A 20,457-nucleotide genomic window follows, 5' to 3' on the forward strand; every position below is an offset into this window, starting at 1 on the left:
GGGGCGGGGAATACAGTGGCACCCCGCCTGGTTGATCCCGTACGATGAAGGTGAGCACGGAAACCGGACGTAGGCGACGTACGCGACGCAGGCGCCCGGGTGCACATTGAAAAATCAACATGGGGATGATCGGTTTCGACAGCGGCTGTCGAAGCAGGGGAAGCGTGTCGAGGAAGCGGCCATGATCTCGTAAACCACAGGCCGAAAAAATAATCGCCAATTCCAAGCGATCCATCTCCCAGGGCGAGCTCGCCCTCGCTGCCTGATCCAGGTAGCGAGTTGCGGCTCTCCTAACTAAGGGAGTGTCAGCCCGGGAGTGTTCCCGACCCGGATCCTGGCATCATCAAGGGGACTCAACCTCTATCCCGGTCACGGGGTGAAGAGGGAAACTCACAGTGACTGAGCCCGTCGGAGACTTGTCCGCGTGATCTCCGGGGCCGAGAAAAGCACAGCGGACTGCACACGGAGAAGCCCTGATTCCACACCGTTGGACGCGGGTTCGATTCCCGCCATCTCCACCACCCCATGTGACCCCCGGCCGGCGATACCCTCGCCGCCCGGGGGTTTCTGTATGCGCCGCCGCGAAGGCGGTGGTGGGCCAGATCCGCGACTTCACCGGCGTACCCGGCACCGAGCGGGGCACGTCAGAGGAAAGTCACCTGCATGATGTACAGCCGTCCGTGCCGGGGCACGATCAGGTAGTTGAAGAAGCCTCCGGGCACATGGGCGAAGCCGCCTCTCGGGCCCTCTCCCTGATATGTGGTGCCGTCGAGGTAGAACGCTGCCGCAGCGCGGACCATCTCATCGGCCTTCTTCTCCACCTCTGCCAGAAAGGCGGGAGGCGCGCCACCGGCAACGTGCTCTTCGTCCGGGTCGTCGTACTCCCATGCCCAGGTCACGCGGTCACCGCCTGCTGGGCCTCCGCCTCGACGGCTGCCAGGTCGCTCATGCCGGATCGGAAGGCGGGGTCGTCCTTGCTGTCCGTGCTGTGTACCGCCGTGAGGGCGGCACGGTAGCGGGCGGACAGGTCAGGACGTCGCTCGATCTCGACCTGGGCCTGCCAGTGGGTGAGCCAGTGCTGCAGGTGACCGATCCGGCCGTCCGCGATGGCGGCGGTTATGGCCTGCTCCTTGTGCCGTTCCATGTCACCGAGTCGGTGCGGGGCGACGCGGGCGAGGGCGACACGGACGGACTCCGGCGTTCGCTCCGGCCGAGGAATCAGACTCTCCCCATGATCAGGCTGGGTGGTCATGCGAGGCTCCTTCACGGTGTGCTCCCTGCGCCCACCGTACCGGCGGGGCCGGACGTGGTGTCCCGGATACCCGGCGGTCTCACACGGTCGTGGGATCTCAGCGCAGCGTGAACGTCGACGGGCGTACATCCTTGCCCAGGACCAGGTATACGTCCCCGTCGGCCGCTCCCGTCTCAGGGAGGTGTTCTCACGGCACGTTGCGTGGTGCCGTGCTTGCTCGTTCCGTGAGCTTCGGGGTGAGCAGCGTCGCGTCCGGTACGGTCCTGCCGTTCAGTTTCTGCATCAGCAGCTCCACCGCCCGCTCGCCGACCTCGGCGGTGGGCAGCGCGACGGAGGACACCGGGACGCGCAGGGACGCGGCGAGGTCGTCCGGGCAGATCGCCGTCACCGACAGGTCCTCGGGTATCCGCAGACCGAGTTCCACGAACGCCTCGGTCAGCGGTTTGAGGATCGCCTCGTTGTGGACCACGACGCCCGTCAGCGCCGGTTTCTCCCGGAGCAGCTGCTCCGCGACCCGGCGGGCCGCGGCCGGACCCGCCTCGCAGGGGTGCACCGAGGAGGACATCCCGTTGCGGGCGGCGGCGGCCGTGAAGCCCTGGACCACCCGCTGGGCGAACGCGGTCTCCCGCACGTACACCTCCGGCGGCGAGCCGACCAGCGCGACGACCCGGTGCCCGAGTCCGGCGAGCCGCTCCACGCACAGCTCGCCGGCCGCCTTGAAGTCGAGGTCGATGCAGGTCACGCCCTCGGCGTCGCCCGGGAAGCCGATCATCACCGACGGCCGCTCCAGCGAGCGCAGCAGCGGCACCCGCGGGTCACGGAGCTGGACGTCCATCACGATCAGGGCGTCCACCAGGGCCGTGTCGGCGACCCGGCGCAGTCCGTCCTCGCCCTCCTCCTGGGTGAGGAGGAGGACGTCGTGGTCGTACCTGCGGGCCGTGGTGACCACGGACACCGCGAACTGCATGACCACCGGGACGTGGATACCCGTTCGTAAAGGGACGACCAGGGCCAGGACGTTGGACCGGCTGCTCGCCAGGGCGCGGGCCCCGGCGTGCGGCCGGTAGCCCAGCTCGCGGATGGAGTTCTCGATCCGGCGCCTGGTCTCCTCCGAGATCGGCCGTTTGCCGCTCAGTGCGTAGGAGACGGTGCTGGGGGAGACACCCGCGTGCCGGGCCACGTCGGTGATCTTGACCATCAGTCCAGCTCCACCGTCAGGAACCCGGTCCCGGCGGCCGCCCGCGCGGTCCGCTCGCCGGCGGCGAGCGCCCACGGCTTCGACGGGTCGCTGCACGACGCCCGCAGCGTGTCACCCTCGCGGACGACGGTGAAGACGACGTCGCCGACCGGCACCGTCACCTGCGCCCCGCGCTCGAGACCGAACGCCCGCAGCGTGACACCGTCGGCGAAGTCGTAGTCGGGCCGGTCCTCCACCGCGCCGACCGGGATCACCGCGCCCGGCCTGACCAGCAGCGGGACGCTGAGGTAGCCGTGCGTCTCGTGTACCCAGCGCGGCCCGGTGACCGTCTCGCCGCTGAGGTAGTGCGTCCAGGTGCCCTCGGGCACGTAGTAGCGCACGTCGCCCTCGTCGTTGAACACCGGCGCGACCAGCAGGTCGGAGCCGAGCATGTACTGCCGTTCCAGGTGCGCGCACCCGGGGTCGTCGGGGAACTCCAGCACCATGGCCCGCATCATCGGGGTGCCCTCGGTGTGGGCGGTGAGGGCGGCCTGGTGGAGGTAGGGCATGAGGCCTAGCTTGAGGCGGGTGAACTTCCGCAGGACGTCCACGGCCTCCTCGTCGAACAGCCACGGCACCCGGTAGGAGGCGCTGCCGTGCAGCCGGCTGTGCGAGGACAGCAAGCCGAACGCGATCCACCGCTTGAACACCGCGGCGGTCGGCGTGCCTTCGAAGCCGCCGATGTCGTGGCTCCAGTAACCGAACCCGGACAGACCGAGGGACAGGCCGCCGCGCAGCGACTCGGCCATCGACTCGTACGTCGCCTCGCAGTCGCCGCCCCAGTGCACCGGGAACTGCTGCCCGCCGGCCGTCGCGGACCGGGCGAACACCACGGCCTCGCCCTCGCCGCGGTGTTCGCGCAGCAGGTCGAAGACGGTCTGGTTGTAGATCTGGGCGTAGTAGTTGTGCATGCGCTCCGGGTCGGAGCCGTCGTGCCAGGCGACGTCGACGGGGACGCGCTCGCCGAAGTCGGTCTTGAAGCAGTCGACGCCCATGTCCAGCAGCGCCTTCAGCTTGCCCGCGTACCACTCACGCGCGGCCGGGCTGGTGAAGTCGACCAGCGCCATGCCGGGCTGCCACAGGTCCCACTGCCACACACTGCCGTCGGGCCGCTTCAGCAGATGGCCGAGCGCCTTGCCCTCCGCGAACAGCGGCGAGCGCTGCGCGATGTACGGGTTGATCCACACGCAGACGTGCAGGCCCCGTTCCTTGAGCCGGGCGAGCATGCCGGCCGGGTCGGGGAAGACCCGCGGATCCCACTCGAAGTCGCACCAGTTGTACTCGCGCATCCAGAAGCAGTCGAAGTGGAACACGGACAGCGGCAGTTCGCGCTCCCGCATGCCCTCGATGAACGAGGTCACCGTCTCCTCGTCGTAGGACGTGGTGAACGACGTCGTCAGCCACAGCCCGAAGGACCAGTCCGGCGGCAGCGCCGGACGCCCGGTCAGGGCGGTGTACTTGCGCAGGATCTCCTTGGGCGTGGGCCCGTAGATGACGTAGTACGTCAGCTGCTGCGTCTCCGCGCTGAACTGCACCCGGGAGACGGTCTCCGAGCCGACCTCGAAGGACACCTTGCCGGGGTGGTCGACGAAGACGCCGTAGCCCGCGTCGGTGAGGTAGAACGGAACGTTTTTGTAGGCCTGTTCGGTGGCGGTGCCGCCGTCGGCGTTCCAGATGTCCACGACCTGGCCGTTCTTGACCAGGGGGCCGAACCGTTCGCCGAGGCCGTACACGGAGCTGCCGACGCCCAGGTTGAGCTGCTCGCGCAGGAAGTGCGCGCCGGAGGCGTCCCGCATGATGCCCATGCTCTTGGGGCCGCTGGAGGTGAGCGTGCGGCCGCCCGCGAGGAAGTCGACCTGCCAGTTCCCGGTGCGTGCGAGCCGTACCGACAGCGCCCCGGAGGTGAGCGTCGCGGACTCGTCGTCGTAGGACGTCTGCGTGCTGAACTCCTCCTTCCGCACCTCGAAATGCGGGCCGCGGGGCTGCTCGCCGTCGAAGTGGGTGAAGGTGAGGCCGATGACGTCGGGCAGCGGTGCGTGCGCGCGGAGGGTCACGACCGGTCCCTTCAGCAGATCGCCGCGGTGGCGGATGGGCTGGGTCGGCGCGAGGATCTCCAGCGCGCCGTCCGTGGCCGTGACGTCGAGGACCTGGACCGGGTGGGCCGCGGTGACGCCCTCGCGCAGCAGCCAGTAGCCGTCGGTGAACTTCACGTGGGGGGTCCTTACTTCACTGCACCTACGGCGATGCCGCGGGTGAGGGTCCGTTGGAAGACGAGGAAGAAGACGATCGCCGGGAGGACACCGAGCAGTGCGGCCGCGTTGGTCATCGTGGCGTCCATCAGACGCTGGCCCTGGAGGACACCGAGGGCCACCGACACCGTCTGGTTGTCGTTGGAGATCAGCATGACCAGCGGGAGCAGGAACTCGTTCCACGTCCAGATGAAGAAGAAGACCATCAGCACGCCGAGCGTGGGCCGGCTGACCGGGACGATGACCCGCCACAGGATCTGCCAGGAGTTCGCGCCGTCGATCCGGGCCGCCTCGATGATGGCGGGCGGGAACTGACCGAGCACGGAGGAGAGCAGATACGTGCCGAACGCCGCCTGGATCACCGTGAACACGATGATGACGCTGAGCCGGGTGTCGTAGATCCCGGCTTCCTTGCACAGGTAGTACACCGGGTAGACGAGCGCTTCCTGCGGCAGCATGTTGGCCAGCACGAAGAAGGCGAGGAACCAGGTGCGGCCCTTGATGCGGCCGACGCCGATGGCGTACGCGTTCAGGACCGACAGACCGACCGCGAGGATCGCCACGCTGCCGCTGATCAGCACCGAGTTGAACAGCTTCTGCCCGTAGTCGACGCGCTGCCAGAAGTCCTTGAGACCGTCGAGGTAGAGGCCCTTGGGCAGGCTGAGCGGACCGTTCGCGGAGTACTCCGCCGGTGACTTGATCGCGTTGAGCGCGACGATCAGGAACGGAAGGATCATGAACACGGCCCCGATGCACAGGGCCAGCAGCACCGGCGTCCGGCGCAGTTTCGCCATCATTTGCGCACCCCCTGCTCCGCGTCCTCGGCGCGGGTCTGAAGTTTCAGCCCGAGCACGGCCAGGGCGAGGATGATCACGGTCAGCACGGTGGAGATCGCCGCGCCGTAGCCGACCTGGGTCTTTTCGAAGAAGGTGGCGAAGGAGAAGTACGACGGCACGTTGGTCGCCCCTCCGGGTCCGCCCTTGGTGAGGACGTAGACCGCGCCGAACACCTTGAGGGCGGCGATGGTGCACCAGGTCAGGACGACGTAGATCTCGGAGCGGATCTGCGGCAGCGTGACGTGCCAGAAGCGGCCCCACCAGCCGGCGCCGTCCAGCTCGGCGGCCTCGTGCAGTGCGGGGTCGACGCGCTGCAGACCGGCCATGAAGATGACCAGCGGGAAGCCGAGCTGCACCCAGACCATCACGGCCATGACGCTGTAGAGCGCGATGTCGGGGTCGCCCAGCCAGTCCTGCTGCCAGGAGCCGAGGCCGACGGCCTTGAGGAGGGCGTTGAGGGAACCGTTGTCCGGGGCGAGGATCCAGCTCCAGACGATGCCCGCGACGGCGATCGGGAGGACCTGCGGAAGGTAGAAGCAGGCCCGCAGCACCGCGGTGATCTTGCTGCCGAAGTGCTTGCCGATGTAGTCGAACAGGGCGGCGGCGAGGACGAGTCCGACCACCGTCGGGATACCGGCCATCGCGACGACCATGAACATGCTGTGCCGGAACGACGCCCAGAAGTCGCTGTCGCTCATCAGCTCGCGGTAGTTGGCGAGCCCGGTCCACTTCGGGGTGCCCACACCCTGCCAGTCGGTGAAACCGACATAGGTGTTCATCAGGAACGGGACGACGATCACGACCGTGAAGGCGATCACGCCGGGCAGCAGGTACAACGGGTAGGGAGAACGGGGGCGGCGGGGGCCGGCCCCGGCGGGCTTGCGCCCGCCGGAGACCTGTCCGCCGTGTTCGGCGGCGTGCGTCATTTCTGCGGTACGCCCTTGTCGTACGCCTTCTGCAGGTTGCTGAGGTACGCCTCCGGCTTCTCACTGCCGGTGATCAGCTTCTGCGTCTCGGACACCAGGACGTCGTAGAAGCCGGCGACCGGCCAGTCCGGGTAGAAGGCCAGACCGTCCTTCTTGGACAGGTCGTTGAAGTTCGAGATCAGCGCCTGGGACTGCGGGTCGGTGATCGCGGCGGGGTCCGCCGCGACCGGCACACCACCCTTGTTGCCGAGCAGGTTCTGGATCTTCTTCGACATGGTGATGTCGATGAAGTCGTAGGCGAGCTGCTTGTTCTTGGCGCCCTTGGGGACGACCCACAGGTTGCCGCCGGAGCCCAGCGTCAGGTTCGTGCCCGGGAACAGGGAGGAGTCCCACTTGAACTTGGCGTCGGTCTGGAAGCGGCCGAACCACCAGCTGCCGGAGAACAGGATCGGCGACTTGCCCTGCAGCCAGGACACGCCCGCGTCCTCGGCCTTGGTGCTGCTGGAGGTCTTGCTGATGTAGCCCTTCTTCACCCAGTCGGCGAAGGTCTTGGCGGCGTAGCTCCAGGCGGCGTCGTGGAAGTTGTTCTTGCCCTTGTACAGCTCGTACTTGTCGACCCACGTACGGTCGGCCTTGGTGAGGGCGAGCTGGTACAGGTACTGCTGCGCCATGTACTCGGCGCCGGCGTTGGCGAGCGGGGTGACACCCTTGGCGACGAACTTGTCCATGGCCGCGGTCAGTTCGTCGAACGTCTTCGGCTCGGCGATGTTGTACTTCTTGAACAGGTCCGTGTTGTAGAAGGCCATCGTGTACTCGGCGTAGTTGGGTACGCCGTACCACTTGCCGGACCCCATCACGCCGTTGGCGTCGTACTGGCTGGTGGTCTTCACACCGTTGCTGAGCTCGGTGTCCCAGCCGCGCTTGGTGGCCTCCGCCGTCAGGTCGGTGAGCAGTCCCTGCTTGGAGAGCAGACCCGCGGTGGCGTTGCCCTTGTTGTACTCCATCAGGTCGGGCGCGTCGGAGCTGTTGAGCACCATCGGCGCCGTCTTCTGGATCTGTTCGAAGCCCTTCTCCTCGAACTTCACCGTGACCCCCGGGTGGGTCTTCTTGAACTCCTTGATGGCGGCGTTCCAGGCAACGCCCATCGCGCTGTCCGGGCCCTCGTAATGCCAGAGCTTCAGGGTCTTGCCATCGGACGAACCGCTGTCCGAGCTGCTGCCGCAGGAGGTCAGGAGCAACGACCCGGAAAGGATCACTGCCGCAGCCACCACACGCCGTCGTGTCGTCAACATCCCGTTCCTCCAGGGAGGGAAGTTCAGATGGGGGTATGCGAGGCGTCGCACGTCGCTCATCGAATCGATTCGATGAGCGACGTCGAAGCGCTTCGACACCGGAAGGTATGTGGGGGCTGTGTGGGCGTCAATGGGCGAAGCGGGATTCAGGGCGATCGAACAATAAACGTTACGGACGCCGTTCGATGGGTCGAACCGTTCGATGGGTTCGACGAGGTTTCGATGAGGTTCGGTGTGGTTCGGTCCGAATCTGGTCCGGCCCGAACATCTCGGTTTCGTGTCCTGTATCCACAGGGGACTTGTTCCGGCCATCTCTGTCTTTCGGCATGAGCATGGCGGAACGTCCAAATTTGATACGCCTCGAACGCGAATCACTCGTGTGGGCTACATTTCTCCCCTGAGCACAATGTGATAAACGGGACGCTTGGACCGGGTGAGGGGTCTGGTTCGCGGCGTGTGCTCGGTGCCGGATGCGTACCTGAACGGTCCTGTAGGGGGAAGTGCACGTGAAAGAGTGGCGAGAACACGCCCAACCCGAACGGCCCGACATCGCATCCGCGGTGCGGGGGTCGCGGGTGACCTGGGGCGACGGCGAACCGGCGGCCGTCCCGGACAGCGGCCGGACGGGCCTGCTGGACCGCGAACGGGAAACCTGGGAGTTCCAGGACCCGGACCGGGACCCGGATGCGGACGCGGACGCGGACCGGGATGTGAAGGTGAAGTCGGCCCCGGACCCGGACGCGCAGGTGCCCACGCCTGCTCCTGCTCATGTGTCCGCGCCGGTGCACAGTCCGGCCGAGATCACCGTTCAGCTGGCCACCGTCGCGGAGAACACCGACCGGCCCGTCTTCGTCGACGTGTCCGGGCGCCGCAGCCGCAGGTTCCGGCGCATCGGGATAGTCATCGGGCTCGCCTGCGCGGTGTACGCCGTGGTCATCGCCGTCACCCTGGTGTCCGGAAGCTCCGACGCGCCCTGGCTGCCCGTGCCGGGGCAGGACGACGAAGCGCCCGCCGGCCAGGTCGACTCCTCGCCGCTGCCCTCCGAGTCGGCGGCCCGGCACTCCGGCGGCAGCGGCTCCCCGTCGGCCACCGCCCCGGCGGCGGGCGGCGGCACCGCGGCCGCGAGCGCAGCCCCGTCCGACGCCGCCGGCGCCGCGGTCCCCGGCGCCGGATCCAGCGCGTCGGCCGACCCCGGGCCGACCGCCACCCGAACCACCAAGGCGCCCGGAACCGTGACAGGGACCAAAACCGCCAAGCCGACCTCGCCCGCGTCGTCCCCGGCGGCCGGTTCCGGCTCGCCGGACGCCGCCGCGTCGACCGGTGCCGAGTCCCCGGCGCCGTCCGCCTCCGCCGATCCCGCCTCCGGACTCTCCGTCAACTCCCTGCCCGCCCCGTCGTCTCCGGAGTACCTCCCCTGATGGCCCTCCGCGCCCGCCGCAACCGGCCCGCGTCCGCAGCCACCAGCCCCCTCCCGGGCACCCCCGCTCCCGGTTCTCCCGGCAGCCCTTCGCGCCGCCGCGTGCCGCTACGGCTGCTGCTCCCCGTGCTCGTCCTCGTCGCCCTGACGGCGATGCTGATGCTGCGCGGCTACGTCCACAGCGAGATCCTCGCCGACCACCGCATCCGCGGCGAGGCCGCCGTCACCGAGGTGCCCGACAAGATCCTCGAGGGCGGCCCGGTGATCGACACCCGCAGCGGCCGTACCGCGAGCCTCGAGATCCCCGACCACCGGCTCGTCCTCACCTTCGACGACGGCCCGGACCCGGAATGGACCCCCAAGGTCCTGGACGTGCTCAAGGAACACCACGCGCACGCCGTCTTCTTCGTCACCGGCACCATGACCTCCCGCTATCCGGACCTGGTCAGGCGCATGATCGACGAGGGCCACGAGGTCGGCCTGCACACCTTCAACCACCCCGACCTCTCCTACCAGTCGGACAGCCGCATCGACTGGGAACTGTCCACCAACCAGCTCGCCATCACCGGCGCGGCGGGCGTCCGCACCTCCCTCTTCCGGCCGCCGTACTCCTCCTTCGCCGACGCGATGGACGACAAGTCCTGGCCGGTCACCGAACACATCGGCGCCCGCGGCTACATCACCGTCCTCAACAACACCGACAGCGAGGACTGGCGCAAGCCGGGCGTCGACGAGATCATCCGCCGCGCCACCCCGCAGCACGGCAAGGGCGCGATCGTGCTGATGCACGACTCCGGCGGCGACCGCCACCAGACCGTCCAGGCACTGGACCGCTTCCTGCCCGAACTCCAGTCCCAGGGATACGAGTTCCAGAACCTCACCGAGGCCCTCGGCGCCCGCAGCGCGCTCACCCCGGTCACCGGGGTCGATTTGTGGAAGGGCAAGGCGTGGATCTTCCTGGTCCAGGCCTCCGACGACGTCACCGACGTCCTGGTGGGCGGCCTCGCGGTGGTCGGCGTCGCGGTCATGGGCCGTTTCCTGCTCATGCTCCTGCTGTCCGCCGCGCACGCCCGCCGCGTACGGCGCCGTGACTTCGCGTGGGGACCGCCGGTCACCGAGCCGGTGACGGTGCTGGTCCCGGCGTACAACGAGGCCAAGTGCATCGAGAACACGGTGCGTTCACTGATGGCGAGCGAGCACCCCGTCGAGGTGATCGTCGTCGACGACGGTTCCTCCGACGGCACCGCCCGCATCGTCGAGGACATGCTCCTGCCCAACGTCCGCGTCGTCCGCCAGCTCAACGCGGGCAAGCCGGCCGCCCTCAACCGCGGTCTGCGCAACGCCCGTCACGACCTGATCGTGATGATGGACGGCGACACGGTCTTCGAACCGGCCACCGTCCGCGAACTCGTCCAGCCCTTCGGCGACCCGAAGGTCGGCGCGGTCGCCGGCAACGCCAAGGTGGGCAACCGGGATTCGCTGATCGGCGCGTGGCAGCACATCGAGTACGTGATGGGCTTCAACCTCGACCGCCGTATGTACGACGTCCTGCGCTGCATGCCGACCATCCCCGGCGCGGTCGGCGCCTTCCGCCGGTCCGCCCTGGAACGGGTCGGCGGCATGAGCGACGACACCCTCGCCGAGGACACCGACATCACGATGGCCCTGCACCGCGACGGCTGGCGGGTCGTCTACGCGGAGAAGGCCCGCGCCTGGACCGAGGCCCCGGAGTCGGTGCAGCAGCTGTGGTCGCAGCGCTACCGCTGGTCCTACGGCACGATGCAGGCGATCTGGAAGCACCGGCGGGCACTGCTGGACCGGGGCCCCTCGGGCCGCTTCGGCCGGGTCGGCCTGCCCCTGGTCTCGCTCTTCATGGTCGTGGCACCGCTGCTGGCGCCCCTGATCGACGTCTTCCTCCTCTACGGCCTGATCTTCGGCCCGACGCAGAAGACCGTCGTGGCCTGGCTGGGCGTCCTCGCCGTCCAGGCGGTCTGCGCGGCGTACGCCTTCCGCCTCGACCGCGAACGCATGACCCATCTGATCTCCCTCCCGCTCCAGCAACTCCTCTACCGGCAGCTGATGTACGTCGTCCTCCTCCAGTCCTGGATCACCGCGCTGACCGGCGGCCGCCTGCGCTGGCAGAAGCTGCGCCGCACGGGCGTCGTCGAAGCGCCGGGAGGCCCGGCGCGGTCCGGCACCACCTCCGGCATCGAAGGGAGCCCGGCGGCATGAGCGCGACCGTGTCCACCGCCGGTCCCACCCCGCTGACCCGCCCCTCGGGCCGGGACCGCTACCTGGACCTGCTCCGCTCCATCGCCCTGGTCCGCGTGGTGGTCTACCACCTGATGGGCTGGGCGTGGCTGACGGTCCTGTTCCCCTCCATGGGCGTGATGTTCGCCCTGGCGGGCTCGCTGATGGCCCGCTCCCTCAAGCGCCCGGCACTCAGCGTGATCCGGGGCCGGATCCGCCGGCTCCTCCCACCCCTCTGGGCGTTCAGCGCGGTGGTGCTGACGCTGATGTTCGCGGGCGGCTGGAACCCGGTGAAGGACCCCGACCTCGGCGGCGGCTGGGGCGTCGTGGACCTCGTCAACTACGTGATCCCGATCGGCGCCCCGCCGTACCCTTGGAGCCTGGGCTCCAAGTCCGGCCTGCTGGAGAACACCTGGGCGGTACAGGCGGCCGGCCCGCTGTGGTACCTGCGGGCCTACCTGTGGTTCGTGATCGCCTCCCCGCTCCTGCTGTGGGCCTTCCGCCGAGCCCCCTGGCCGACCCTGCTGGCCCCCCTGGCCCTGACCGCCGTCGTCGGCACCGGAGTCGTGACCATCCCCGGCGAAACCGGCAACGCCGTCAGCGACTTCGCGGTCTACGGCGGCTGCTGGGTCCTGGGCTTCGCCCACCACGAGGGCCTGCTGCAACGCGTCCCGCGCTACCTGGCCGTCTCCGGCGCGGCCCTGCTGATGGCCTTCGGCCTGTGGTGGGCGTCCGGTCACCTGGGACCCGACGGCTGGGACCTGAACGACATCCCCCTCGCCCAGGCGACCTGGTCCTTCGGGTTCGTCGTGATCCTCCTCCAGTACTCCCCGTCCTGGCAGGAACTCCCCGGCCGCCTGCGCCGCTTCGACCGCCCGATCACCCTCTCCAACAACCGCGCGGTCACGATCTACCTGTGGCACAACATGCTCATCATGGCCACGGTCCCGATCATCGACCGCGCGTACGACCTGCCGTTCATGCAGTCGGACTCGGCGGTCGCGGCCCTGGACTCCTCCTACACGCTGTGGATGTTCCTCCTGGTCTGGCCCCTGATCGCCCTCGCCGTCCTGACCTTCGGATGGATAGAGGACCTCGCCGCAAAACGCCGGCCCCGACTGTGGCCGGACGGACGGAAGCGCTGACGGTACGCGCCGGCTGCCCGGCGGGCCCTGTGCTAGGGAATGGGGTATGACGACTTCCCTGATGCAGCCCGTCGAAGGCCGGGCCCTGCTGGCCGGTGAGACCGTGATCAGCACGGCGAGCGTGATCTGGTGGACGGCCCTGCTGTGGGCGCACCGCAACGTGCTGTACGTCCTCCCGGCCGCCGCCGCGCTGATCGCGGCGGTGCTGCTGTCGCTGGTGCTGACGTGGGTCAGGTGGCAGCGGCACCGGTGGCTGGCGGGCGCGGATCTGTTGCTGGTCCTCGTGCGGGGGGTCGCCGCGATGACACTGTCTCTGGCGGTGGCCGGAGGGCTCTGAAGCACGGAGGCCGAGCCGCGCGGTGCGTCATCCGCGGCCCGGCGCCGCCGTCCGGTACGGGCGGAAGAACGCGCGGAGTTCCTCCGCGTACGGCTCGGGCTCCTCGTACGGCGCGGCGTGGCCGCCGTGCGCGGGGCCGGTGATGCGCACGACGTTCGTGCGCTCCAGCCATACCCTCGGCGGGCGGACGATGCCGCCCCGGAAGAGCGATGGGTCCGGCATGTCACGCGTGCCGCGCGGCGTGGATCAGCGATCCGGGCGGGTCACGTGGGCGATGAAGCCCGACCAGACGGTGGCGGAGAAGGCCAGGCGGGGACCCGCGGGGATCTTGGAGTCGCGGACGCGGACAGAGGCGGAGGCGGGGGCTATCTCGACGCAGTTCGACCCGTCGGGGCTGTACGTGGATTTCCGCCAGGCGAGTATGTGCACGTTTCCTCTCCTCAAAGGCTGCGCTTGATCTTGTCGATGATTTGTCGTGATTCGGAAGGTTCGAGGGCGCAGGACTCCATCCGGTCCAATACGGTCCGGTACTTGGCCAACTGGGCCTCTGCGTCGAGGAACTCGCAGCCACCGTGATGAGTGTCCAGCTGGACGGTGTCGAGTTGAGGAACCGGGCCGACCGCGTAGTCGAAGGACTGGCCGTTGCCGGGAAAGTGTGGTGAGGCGAAGGGGATCACGCGGATGGTGATGTTGTCCTGCTCGCCGAGTTCCAGAAGGTGCGCCAGTTGAGCACGGGCGATGTCCGAACCTCCGTACCGCATGTGCAGAGCCGCTTCATGCAGCAGCGCTGTGTAGGGGAGCGGAGTTGAACCGTGCAGCGTCTCCTGCCGCTTGATGCGGTACGAGAGGCGGTGTTCGAGCTCGTACGGGCGGAAGGGTGGAACAGCCTCTCGCAGCATGGCGCGGGCGTGATCCGTGGTCTGCAGGAGAGCGGGGATATGCATGCAGAGGGCTACTCGCAACGCGAGGGCATGATGCTCAAGTTCAGCGAGGTCGATCAACCCGACGGGCAAGTAATCGCGGTAGCTGTCCCACCAGCCACGAGTGCGGCCGCCGGTCATCAAGGCGAGGGCTTCGACCAGGGCCGGGTCGCCGCTACTGTACGCCCGGGCCAGAGTGCGGACGCGATCGGCGCCGACTGCATAACGGCCGGCTTCAATGCCGCTGATCTGGGCCTGTTTGAGGCCCAGTAGTTCCGCGGCGGCGGTCGCGGTCAGCCCCGAGCGCTCCCGGAGCTTACGCAGCTCGGTGCCAAGGCGTTGCTGGCGCAGCGTGGGGGACGGACTGGGTGGCACTGAACCCTCTTTCGTCATCCGTTCTCCTGCGAATCACTCACAGGAGGGAATTGTCGGCCATCACGCCTGTTTGACGTTAAGTATCACATCGCGCGGTCTATGGTGAGTCGCACGCCGCTCAACTCCACGCAGCCGCAGGCCGGAAGCGCACCTCGCAAGGCAAAGCCACCGCCTGGAGCAGCCGTTGAGCGCAGCCACGTCCCTTCCTGCCCGGAGGTCAACCATGGTCACCGTAGCCCCGCCCCACACCTGGGCGTACGCCCTCCGAATCCCGCATGACCCGCGAGCCGCACGTGTCGCACGTATGACCGTACGGGCCGCCCTCACCAGCCACGGGCGAGGTGAAGTCCTGGACGTCGTCGAACTGTTGACCTCCGAGCTGGTCACCAACGCCTACCGCCACACCGACGGCCCCGCCTCCCTCCGCCTGACCGCCCTCGACGACGGACGGCTGCGGGTCGGCGTCTGGGACGGGCACCCCTATGTCCCCGCCCCCTTCGGCGGCCAGACCCGGGGCCGTGTCCCGGATGCCCGGGCCGAGGGTGGCCGTGGGCTGTTCCTCGTCGAGCGGTACGCCGACTCCTGGGGCGGCTGGTCCCTGGGGAACGACCCGCTCGGCCGGTGCGGAGGCAAGCTGCTGTGGTTCGAGGTGGGCGGAGCTGAGGCAGGTGAGTGCGGAGAGTAGTCGCGGTTACGCTCCGCTTAGCCCAACTCCAGTCAGGCTAACTGGAGTGAGGCTAGATGCAGCGCTCGCCCGGTGCCTGTCCCCCGGACCTCTCACCCCCGCCCCCCGCAGGGTGAGAGCAACGTTCCCTTCCGGTCACTCACAGGCACAGGGTGGAAACGCCGCCTCCCTACCGTCGGGACTCGTACCGCTCCCACCAGACCCCGGACCTGCCCCGGAGCCAGGAGGCGTCATGACAGCCCCGAGTACGACCCCGACCCGCGCCACCGCACCGCCGCCCCGCGAGAAGAGCCGCTGGATCCAGCACTGGGACCCCGAGGACGAGGCCTTCTGGAACGCGGGCGGTGAGAAGATCGCCCGCCGTAACCTCGCCTTCTCGGTGTTCTCCGAGCACATCGGCTTCTCGGTCTGGACCCTCTGGTCCGTGCTCGTGCTCTTCATGGGCCCGGAGTACGGGCTCACCCCCGCCGACAAGTTCCTGCTCACCTCGATGGTCACCCTGGTCGGCGCGGTCGTTCGGGTGCCCTACACCTTCGCGGTCGCCGTGTTCGGCGGGCGGAACTGGACCATCGTCTCCGCCGGACTGCTCCTCGTACCGACCGTCGCCGCGTTCACGGTCATGAAGCCGGGGACGTCCTTCGACACCTTCCTCCTCGTCGGGCTGCTCGCCGGGGTCGGCGGTGGCAACTTCGCCTCCTCCATGACCAACATCAACGCCTTCTTCCCGCTGAGGAAGAAGGGGTGGGCCCTCGGGCTCAACGCCGGGGGCGGCAACATCGGGGTGCCGGTCATCCAACTCGTCGCCCTCGCCGTCATCGGCGCGAGCGGCGGGCCGCGGGTGCTGCTGGGGATCTACATCCCGCTCATCGTCGTGGCCGCCGTGCTCGCCGCGGTCTTCATGGACAACCTCGCCTCCGTGAAGAACGACACGGGCGCGGCCAGGGACGCCGCCCGGGACGGGCACACCTGGATCATGTCCTTCCTGTACGTGGGCACCTTCGGGTCCTTCATCGGATACAGCTTCGCCTTCGGGCAGGTGCTCACCAACCAGTTCGGGCGTACGCCGCTCCAGGCCGCCTACCTCACCTTCATCGGCCCGCTGCTCGGCTCCCTCGTCCGGCCCGTCGGCGGTTGGCTCGCCGACCGCTACGGCGGTGCCCGCATCACCCTCTGGAACTACGTCGGCATGGCCGCCGCCACCGCCGTCCTCGTCGTCGCCAGCATGCAGAAGTCGCTGCCGCTGTTCGTGTCCGTCTTCGTGGTGCTGTTCGCGCTCAGCGGGCTCGGGAACGGGTCCACGTACAAGATGATCCCCGGGATCTTCCAGACCAAGGCCCTCGCCAAGGGGCTGGAGGGGGACGAGGCGATCGCCCACGGGCGGCGGCTGTCCGGGGCCTCCATGGGCCTCATCGGGGCCGTCGGCGCACTCGGCGGCGTCGGCATCAACCTCGCCTTCCGGCAGTCCTTCCTCTCCTACGGCTCCGGCACCGGCGCCTTCGTCGCCTTCCTCGCCTTCTACGCCGCCTGCTTCGCCGTCACCTGGGCCGTATACCTTCGCCGCCCGGCCGCCGAAACGCGGGCCGCTGCGACCGCAGAGGCAAAGCCGCAGCTCAGCTATGCCGAGGTGTGACGTAACACAGCCGACACTCAACCGAACCGAGCCTGTCACGCACCGTTGGCAGGCTCGATCGGCATGCAGCCGCGACCACGCGAGCAGCCGCCACCACGTGACTCGACTGCGGGACGAGACCTCATGTACGACATGCACGACGAGAAGCAACTGCCTGAGCAGCAGACCGGCCACGGCCCCCTCGCCGGGTTCACCGTCGGTGTCACCGCCGCGCGCCGCGCCGACGAGCTCGGCGCCCTGCTCCAGCGGCGCGGCGCCGCCGTGCTGCACGCGCCCGCCCTGCGGATCGTGCCGCTCGCCGACGACAGTGAACTCCTCGCCGCCACCAAGGAGATCATCGACCGGGCCCCCGACATCGTGGTCGCCACCACGGCCATCGGGTTCCGCGGGTGGGTCGAGGCGGCCGAGGGGTGGGGGATCGGCGGCGACCTGCTGGACCGGCTCGGCGGCGTGGAGCTGCTCGCCCGCGGGCCCAAGGTCAAAGGGGCGATCCGGGCCGCCGGGCTGACGGAGGAGTGGTCGCCGTCGAGCGAGTCCATGGCGGAGGTGCTCGACCGGCTGCTCGACGAGGGCGTCGACGGACGCCGTATCGCCGTCCAGCTGCACGGCGAACCACTGCCCGGCTTCGTCGAGGCGCTGCGCGCCGCCGGTGCCGAGATCCTCTCCGTGCCGGTGTACCGGTGGATGCCGCCCGAGGACATCACCCCCGTCGACCGGCTGCTCGACGCCACCGTCTCCCGCGGTCTCGACGCCGTCACCTTCACCAGCGCCCCCGCCGCCGCCTCCCTGCTGTCCCGGGCCGAACAGCGCGGACTGCTGACGGAGTTGCTCGGCGCCCTGCACCACGACGTGCTGTCCGCGTGCGTCGGTCCCGTCACCGCGCTGCCGCTCCAGGCCCACGGCATCGACACGGTCCAGCCCGAACGGTTCCGGCTCGGCCCCCTGGTGCAGCTGCTCTGCAAGGAACTTCCCGGGCGCGCGCGGGCGTTGCCCATCGCCGGACACCGGGTGGAGATCCGCGGGCACGCCGTGCTGGTCGACGGCGGGCTGCGGCCCGTACCGCCCGCCGGCATGGCGTTGCTGCGGGCGCTCTCACGCCGGCCCGGCTGGGTGGTCGCCCGTGCCGAACTGCTGCGCGCCCTGCCCGGTGCCGGGCGTGACGAGCACGCCGTGGAGACCGCCATGGCCCGCCTCCGTACCGCCCTCGGCACCCCGAAGCTCATCCAGACCGTCGTCAAACGCGGCTACCGTCTCGCCCTCGACCCGTCCGCAGACACCAAGTACGCCGCCGACGTCTGACCTCCCGGGCACGGGCCGCCGCACGAGCGGCCGTCGCACGGGCGGCCCTCCCGCAAGAGGCCGTCCCGCAAGAGGCCGTCGTACGAGGGGTACCGGCCGCGCCGTGGGGAAGGCAAGGTAAGGGGACGATTCCGGGTGGTTCCCGACTCCTAGGCGGTGACAGGCACATGGCGCTGGGTACGGCCTCGGCCACGGCCCCGTACGAGATGCGGTTCGACGCCGGGCGGATCTGCCTGGACCTCCTCTCCACCGCGCATCCCGTCGAACGCCTCGACTCCCTGGCCGCGTTGGGCACCTGGATCACCGGATCCGGTCTCGTGCCCCCGGGCACCCCGCTGACCCGCGCCGACGCCTCCTGGCTCACCGGCTTCCGCGAACTGCGTTCGCACGTACGCCGCTTGGTGCGGCGCGCCGTCACCGGACCGGCGGAGTCCGACGGGAACCGGGCCGGGAACCGGCCCTACGACATCGCCCTCGCCCGGGTCAACGACATCGCCCGCGTCGCACCCCCGGCCCCGCGCGCCGTACAGCAGCGGGACGGCACCCTCGTCAGGGAGTTGGACGGCTCTCCGGAATGCCACGCGCTGCTCGCCGTGATCGCCCGGGACGCCGTGGACCTGCTCACCGACCCCGTCGCCCGCGCCTGCATCCGGCAGTGCGAGGGCGAGGCCTGCCCCATCGTGTACGTCGACACCTCGCGCGGGCGGCGCCGGCGCTGGTGCTCCAGCGAGGTCTGCGGCAACCGGGAGCGGGTGGCCCGCCACCGCCGCCGCGCCGCCCTCGCCCGCGCCTGAGGGACCGCGGCCGGGCGTCGCCACGGAGGTGCGCCCCGGCGCGCTCCGGCGCACCCGGAGCGCGCCCACACCCGCCGTGTGTGTCCCGTATGCCGCATCTGTGAAACCATCGACACGCCGCCGCCCGTTCACAGCCCACGTGATTTGGGCAACACCCCAATGGTCCCTGTGTCCCGGCGGACCGTCCCGGCGATCTTGACGCTGTGTCGGAAATGTAAAGATCGGGCGGGGGGAATGTGACCGCATGTCCCGCTCGTCACGTCACCCCACAGAAAACTGTCACCTCACGTTGAACACCGCCGAGTCCGCGTCCGTACCCCACGGCGAGCGACCGACTGGGGGAACCCCCGGACATCGGAGGTGGGCGTGCGCAAGGATTCCGTCGTGGCCAATGAACGTGGATCGAGGGCCCGACATCGCATGTCCCAGCCCTCGGAACCCGACGAGGAGCTGATGCGTGCCCTGTATCGAGAGCACGCCGGACCCCTCCTTGCGTATGTCCTCCGTCTGGTCGCCGGTGATCGGCAGCGAGCAGAGGACGTTGTGCAGGAGACCCTCATCCGTGCCTGGAAGAACGCCGGCCAGCTCAATCGAGCGACCGGATCGGTACGCCCCTGGCTGGTGACGGTCGCCCGGCGCATCGTCATCGACGGCCACCGCAGCCGGCAGGCCCGGCCGCAGGAGGTCGATCCGTCGCCGCTGGAGGTCATCCCCGCGGAGGACGAGATCGACAAGGCGCTGTGGCTGATGACGCTGTCCGACGCTCTCGACGACCTGACCCCGGCCCACCGGGAGGTGCTCGTCGAGACGTACTTCAAGGGGCGTACCGTCAACGAGGCGGCGGAGACCCTGGGCATCCCGAGTGGAACCGTCCGTTCCAGGGTGTTCTACGCCCTGCGGTCGATGAAGCTGGCCCTGGAGGAGCGGGGGGTGACGGCATGAGCGTTTACGGGGGATTCGGAACGGGTGGTTCGGGTATGTCTGGTGCCATGCAGGGAACTCCGGCCCCGAACGAGCACGAAACCGTCGGCGCCTACGCACTCGGCATCCTCGACGACGTCGAGGCGACCGCGTTCGAAGCACATCTCGCGGGCTGCGACTGGTGTGCCCGCCAGCTCGACGATCTCGCCGGGATGGAGCCGATGCTGGCCGCGCTCGCGGACCTGCCGGGCTCCGGGAGCACCCCCGCCCTCGGGGAGTCCCTGTCCGCCAAACCCAGTCCGCGCCTGGTGGAACGGCTGGTCGACGAGGTCTCCGAGACCCGCGCGCAGAAGCGCCGCAGAGCGTTCTACATGATCGCCGCGTCGGCCGTGCTGATCGTCGGCGGGCCCCTCGCGGTCGTCGCCGCGAACGGCGGCTCCGACAGCGGCACGTCCAACCAGGCCGCGTCCCCCGCCCAGGCGGCGTTCCGGACCATGAGCGACAAGGTCACCGCGACGGACTCCACGACGCACGTCACGGCGACCGTCGCCGTCGCGGCGAAGAAGTGGGGCACCGACACCGTCCTCCAGCTCAAGAACGTCACGGGCCCGGAGAAGTGCTCGCTGATCGCCGTCGGCAAGAACGGCGAACGCGAGACCGTCACCTCCTGGTCGGTGCCGAACTGGGGCTACGGCCTCGCGAACGCCAAGACCGAGGAGGCCAAGAACCCCCTCTACGTCCACGGCGGCGCGGCGTTCGCACCCAACCAGATCGATCACTTCGAGGTCATGACCTTCAGCGGCAAGAAGCTCGTCGAGGTCAACGCCTGACACGGATCCCGTCGCGCGACGCCCGGCCGTACGACCACCGTACGGCCGGGACCCACCGCTGC

The 20,457-nt window shown here is 69.2% G+C and carries 20 protein-coding genes and 1 other RNA gene; 11 read left to right on the forward strand and 10 right to left on the reverse strand.

What is annotated here, in order from left to right; all coding sequences use genetic code 11:
* Window positions 1-121 precede the first annotated feature (121 nt).
* Window positions 122-521: a transfer-messenger RNA gene (gene ssrA / locus ABZ862_RS26185) on the forward strand.
* 123 nt (window positions 522-644) lie between these two features.
* Here the strand turns inward: ssrA and ABZ862_RS26190 are convergent.
* From ABZ862_RS26190 to ABZ862_RS26220, 7 genes are all read right to left on the reverse strand, one after another.
* Entirely contained in the window at window positions 645-899 is a 255-nt protein-coding gene (locus ABZ862_RS26190) for a hypothetical protein (RefSeq protein WP_360962588.1), read from the reverse strand.
* Window positions 896-1,252, reverse strand: a complete 357-nt coding sequence (locus tag ABZ862_RS26195; RefSeq protein ID WP_360962591.1) for a hypothetical protein — start codon at window positions 1,250-1,252, stop codon at window positions 896-898. The genes ABZ862_RS26190 and ABZ862_RS26195 overlap by 4 nt, the downstream gene beginning before the upstream one ends.
* Before the next feature lie 187 nt (window positions 1,253-1,439).
* Entirely contained in the window at window positions 1,440-2,450 is a 1,011-nt protein-coding gene (locus tag ABZ862_RS26200) for a LacI family DNA-binding transcriptional regulator (RefSeq protein ID WP_360962594.1), read from the reverse strand.
* On the reverse strand, window positions 2,450-4,699 hold the full coding sequence (gene yicI / locus ABZ862_RS26205) for an alpha-xylosidase (RefSeq protein WP_360962597.1): 2,250 nt from the start codon (window positions 4,697-4,699) through the stop codon (window positions 2,450-2,452). Before yicI ends, ABZ862_RS26200 begins: the two co-directional genes overlap by 1 nt.
* 11 nt (window positions 4,700-4,710) lie before the next feature.
* Window positions 4,711-5,535, reverse strand: a complete 825-nt coding sequence (locus ABZ862_RS26210; protein ID WP_360962600.1) for a carbohydrate ABC transporter permease — start codon at window positions 5,533-5,535, stop codon at window positions 4,711-4,713.
* Window positions 5,532-6,500, reverse strand: a complete 969-nt coding sequence (locus tag ABZ862_RS26215; RefSeq protein ID WP_360962603.1) for a sugar ABC transporter permease — start codon at window positions 6,498-6,500, stop codon at window positions 5,532-5,534. Before ABZ862_RS26215 ends, ABZ862_RS26210 begins: the two co-directional genes overlap by 4 nt.
* Window positions 6,497-7,792, reverse strand: coding sequence for an extracellular solute-binding protein (locus tag ABZ862_RS26220; RefSeq protein ID WP_360962606.1), 1,296 nt, complete (start codon window positions 7,790-7,792; stop codon window positions 6,497-6,499). The genes ABZ862_RS26215 and ABZ862_RS26220 overlap by 4 nt, the downstream gene beginning before the upstream one ends.
* Before the next feature lie 506 nt (window positions 7,793-8,298).
* On the opposite strand from ABZ862_RS26220, the gene ABZ862_RS26225 reads away from it, so the two are divergent.
* From ABZ862_RS26225 to ABZ862_RS26240, 4 genes are read left to right on the forward strand one after another with little or no spacing between them, the layout of a single operon-like run.
* Window positions 8,299-9,210 carry a hypothetical protein gene (locus ABZ862_RS26225; protein WP_360962609.1) on the forward strand — a complete coding sequence of 304 codons (912 nt, stop codon included), beginning with the start codon at window positions 8,299-8,301 and terminating at the stop codon, window positions 9,208-9,210.
* On the forward strand, window positions 9,210-11,441 hold the full coding sequence (locus ABZ862_RS26230) for a glycosyltransferase (protein ID WP_360962612.1): 2,232 nt from the start codon (window positions 9,210-9,212) through the stop codon (window positions 11,439-11,441). The genes ABZ862_RS26225 and ABZ862_RS26230 overlap by 1 nt, the downstream gene beginning before the upstream one ends.
* Window positions 11,438-12,604 (forward strand): acyltransferase, encoded by a 1,167-nt coding sequence (locus tag ABZ862_RS26235; RefSeq protein ID WP_360962615.1) that lies wholly within the window; start codon window positions 11,438-11,440, stop codon window positions 12,602-12,604. The genes ABZ862_RS26230 and ABZ862_RS26235 overlap by 4 nt, the downstream gene beginning before the upstream one ends.
* Window positions 12,605-12,650: 46 nt before the next feature.
* Window positions 12,651-12,941 carry a hypothetical protein gene (locus tag ABZ862_RS26240; protein WP_360962618.1) on the forward strand — a complete coding sequence of 97 codons (291 nt, stop codon included), beginning with the start codon at window positions 12,651-12,653 and terminating at the stop codon, window positions 12,939-12,941.
* 27 nt (window positions 12,942-12,968) lie between these two features.
* Here the strand turns inward: ABZ862_RS26240 and ABZ862_RS26245 are convergent, their stop codons facing one another.
* From ABZ862_RS26245 to ABZ862_RS26255, 3 genes are read right to left on the reverse strand one after another with little or no spacing between them, the layout of a single operon-like run.
* Window positions 12,969-13,163, reverse strand: coding sequence for a hypothetical protein (locus tag ABZ862_RS26245; RefSeq protein ID WP_360962621.1), 195 nt, complete (start codon window positions 13,161-13,163; stop codon window positions 12,969-12,971).
* Between the two features lie 24 nt (window positions 13,164-13,187).
* The gene (locus ABZ862_RS26250; RefSeq protein ID WP_360962623.1) at window positions 13,188-13,370 is read right to left on the reverse strand and encodes a DUF397 domain-containing protein; all 183 of its coding nucleotides are present in this window, start codon (window positions 13,368-13,370) and stop codon (window positions 13,188-13,190) included.
* A gap of 11 nt (window positions 13,371-13,381) precedes the next feature.
* Window positions 13,382-14,236: a helix-turn-helix transcriptional regulator gene (locus tag ABZ862_RS26255; protein WP_360962854.1), complete on the reverse strand. Its 855-nt coding sequence runs from the start codon at window positions 14,234-14,236 to the stop codon at window positions 13,382-13,384.
* A 223-nt stretch (window positions 14,237-14,459) separates the two neighbouring features.
* Between ABZ862_RS26255 and ABZ862_RS26260 the strand changes: the two genes are divergently transcribed.
* From ABZ862_RS26260 to ABZ862_RS26285, 6 genes are all read left to right on the forward strand, one after another.
* A complete protein-coding gene (locus ABZ862_RS26260) occupies window positions 14,460-14,921 on the forward strand; it encodes an ATP-binding protein (protein WP_360962626.1) in 462 nt (153 codons plus the stop codon).
* 232 nt (window positions 14,922-15,153) lie between these two features.
* Window positions 15,154-16,551, forward strand: a complete 1,398-nt coding sequence (locus ABZ862_RS26265) for a nitrate/nitrite transporter (protein ID WP_360962629.1) — start codon at window positions 15,154-15,156, stop codon at window positions 16,549-16,551.
* Window positions 16,552-16,683: 132 nt separating this feature from the next.
* Window positions 16,684-17,850 (forward strand): uroporphyrinogen-III synthase, encoded by a 1,167-nt coding sequence (locus ABZ862_RS26270; protein ID WP_360962857.1) that lies wholly within the window; start codon window positions 16,684-16,686, stop codon window positions 17,848-17,850.
* Window positions 17,851-18,017: 167 nt separating this feature from the next.
* A complete protein-coding gene (locus ABZ862_RS26275; RefSeq protein ID WP_360962632.1) occupies window positions 18,018-18,644 on the forward strand; it encodes a CGNR zinc finger domain-containing protein in 627 nt (208 codons plus the stop codon).
* Window positions 18,645-19,064: 420 nt separating this feature from the next.
* Entirely contained in the window at window positions 19,065-19,586 is a 522-nt protein-coding gene (locus ABZ862_RS26280) for a sigma-70 family RNA polymerase sigma factor (RefSeq protein ID WP_010039908.1), read from the forward strand.
* Window positions 19,583-20,395, forward strand: a complete 813-nt coding sequence (locus tag ABZ862_RS26285) for a zf-HC2 domain-containing protein (RefSeq protein WP_360962635.1) — start codon at window positions 19,583-19,585, stop codon at window positions 20,393-20,395. The genes ABZ862_RS26280 and ABZ862_RS26285 overlap by 4 nt, the downstream gene beginning before the upstream one ends.
* Window positions 20,396-20,457 lie beyond the last annotated feature (62 nt).

Source organism: Streptomyces sp. NPDC047000, from assembly GCF_040644295.1.
GTDB lineage: Bacteria > Actinomycetota > Actinomycetes > Streptomycetales > Streptomycetaceae > Streptomyces.

What these genes read in the sequence shown, in the direction of transcription:
- ABZ862_RS26285 (WP_360962635.1), top strand. Translation starts at nt 19,583, where the DNA reads ATGAGCGTTTACGGGGGATTCGGAACGGGTGGTTCGGGTATGTCTGGT.
- ABZ862_RS26275 (WP_360962632.1), top strand. Translation starts at nt 18,018, where the DNA reads ATGGCGCTGGGTACGGCCTCGGCCACGGCCCCGTACGAGATGCGGTTC.
- ABZ862_RS26215 (WP_360962603.1), bottom strand. Translation starts at nt 6,500, where the DNA reads ATGACGCACGCCGCCGAACACGGCGGACAGGTCTCCGGCGGGCGCAAG.
- ABZ862_RS26230 (WP_360962612.1), top strand. Translation starts at nt 9,210, where the DNA reads ATGGCCCTCCGCGCCCGCCGCAACCGGCCCGCGTCCGCAGCCACCAGC.
- ABZ862_RS26210 (WP_360962600.1), bottom strand. Translation starts at nt 5,535, where the DNA reads ATGATGGCGAAACTGCGCCGGACGCCGGTGCTGCTGGCCCTGTGCATC.
- ABZ862_RS26195 (WP_360962591.1), bottom strand. Translation starts at nt 1,252, where the DNA reads ATGACCACCCAGCCTGATCATGGGGAGAGTCTGATTCCTCGGCCGGAG.
- ABZ862_RS26265 (WP_360962629.1), top strand. Translation starts at nt 15,154, where the DNA reads ATGACAGCCCCGAGTACGACCCCGACCCGCGCCACCGCACCGCCGCCC.
- ABZ862_RS26220 (WP_360962606.1), bottom strand. Translation starts at nt 7,792, where the DNA reads ATGTTGACGACACGACGGCGTGTGGTGGCTGCGGCAGTGATCCTTTCC.
- ABZ862_RS26270 (WP_360962857.1), top strand. Translation starts at nt 16,684, where the DNA reads ATGCACGACGAGAAGCAACTGCCTGAGCAGCAGACCGGCCACGGCCCC.
- ABZ862_RS26240 (WP_360962618.1), top strand. Translation starts at nt 12,651, where the DNA reads ATGACGACTTCCCTGATGCAGCCCGTCGAAGGCCGGGCCCTGCTGGCC.
- ABZ862_RS26245 (WP_360962621.1), bottom strand. Translation starts at nt 13,163, where the DNA reads ATGCCGGACCCATCGCTCTTCCGGGGCGGCATCGTCCGCCCGCCGAGG.
- ABZ862_RS26235 (WP_360962615.1), top strand. Translation starts at nt 11,438, where the DNA reads ATGAGCGCGACCGTGTCCACCGCCGGTCCCACCCCGCTGACCCGCCCC.
- ABZ862_RS26280 (WP_010039908.1), top strand. Translation starts at nt 19,065, where the DNA reads ATGTCCCAGCCCTCGGAACCCGACGAGGAGCTGATGCGTGCCCTGTAT.
- ABZ862_RS26200 (WP_360962594.1), bottom strand. Translation starts at nt 2,450, where the DNA reads ATGGTCAAGATCACCGACGTGGCCCGGCACGCGGGTGTCTCCCCCAGC.
- ABZ862_RS26260 (WP_360962626.1), top strand. Translation starts at nt 14,460, where the DNA reads ATGGTCACCGTAGCCCCGCCCCACACCTGGGCGTACGCCCTCCGAATC.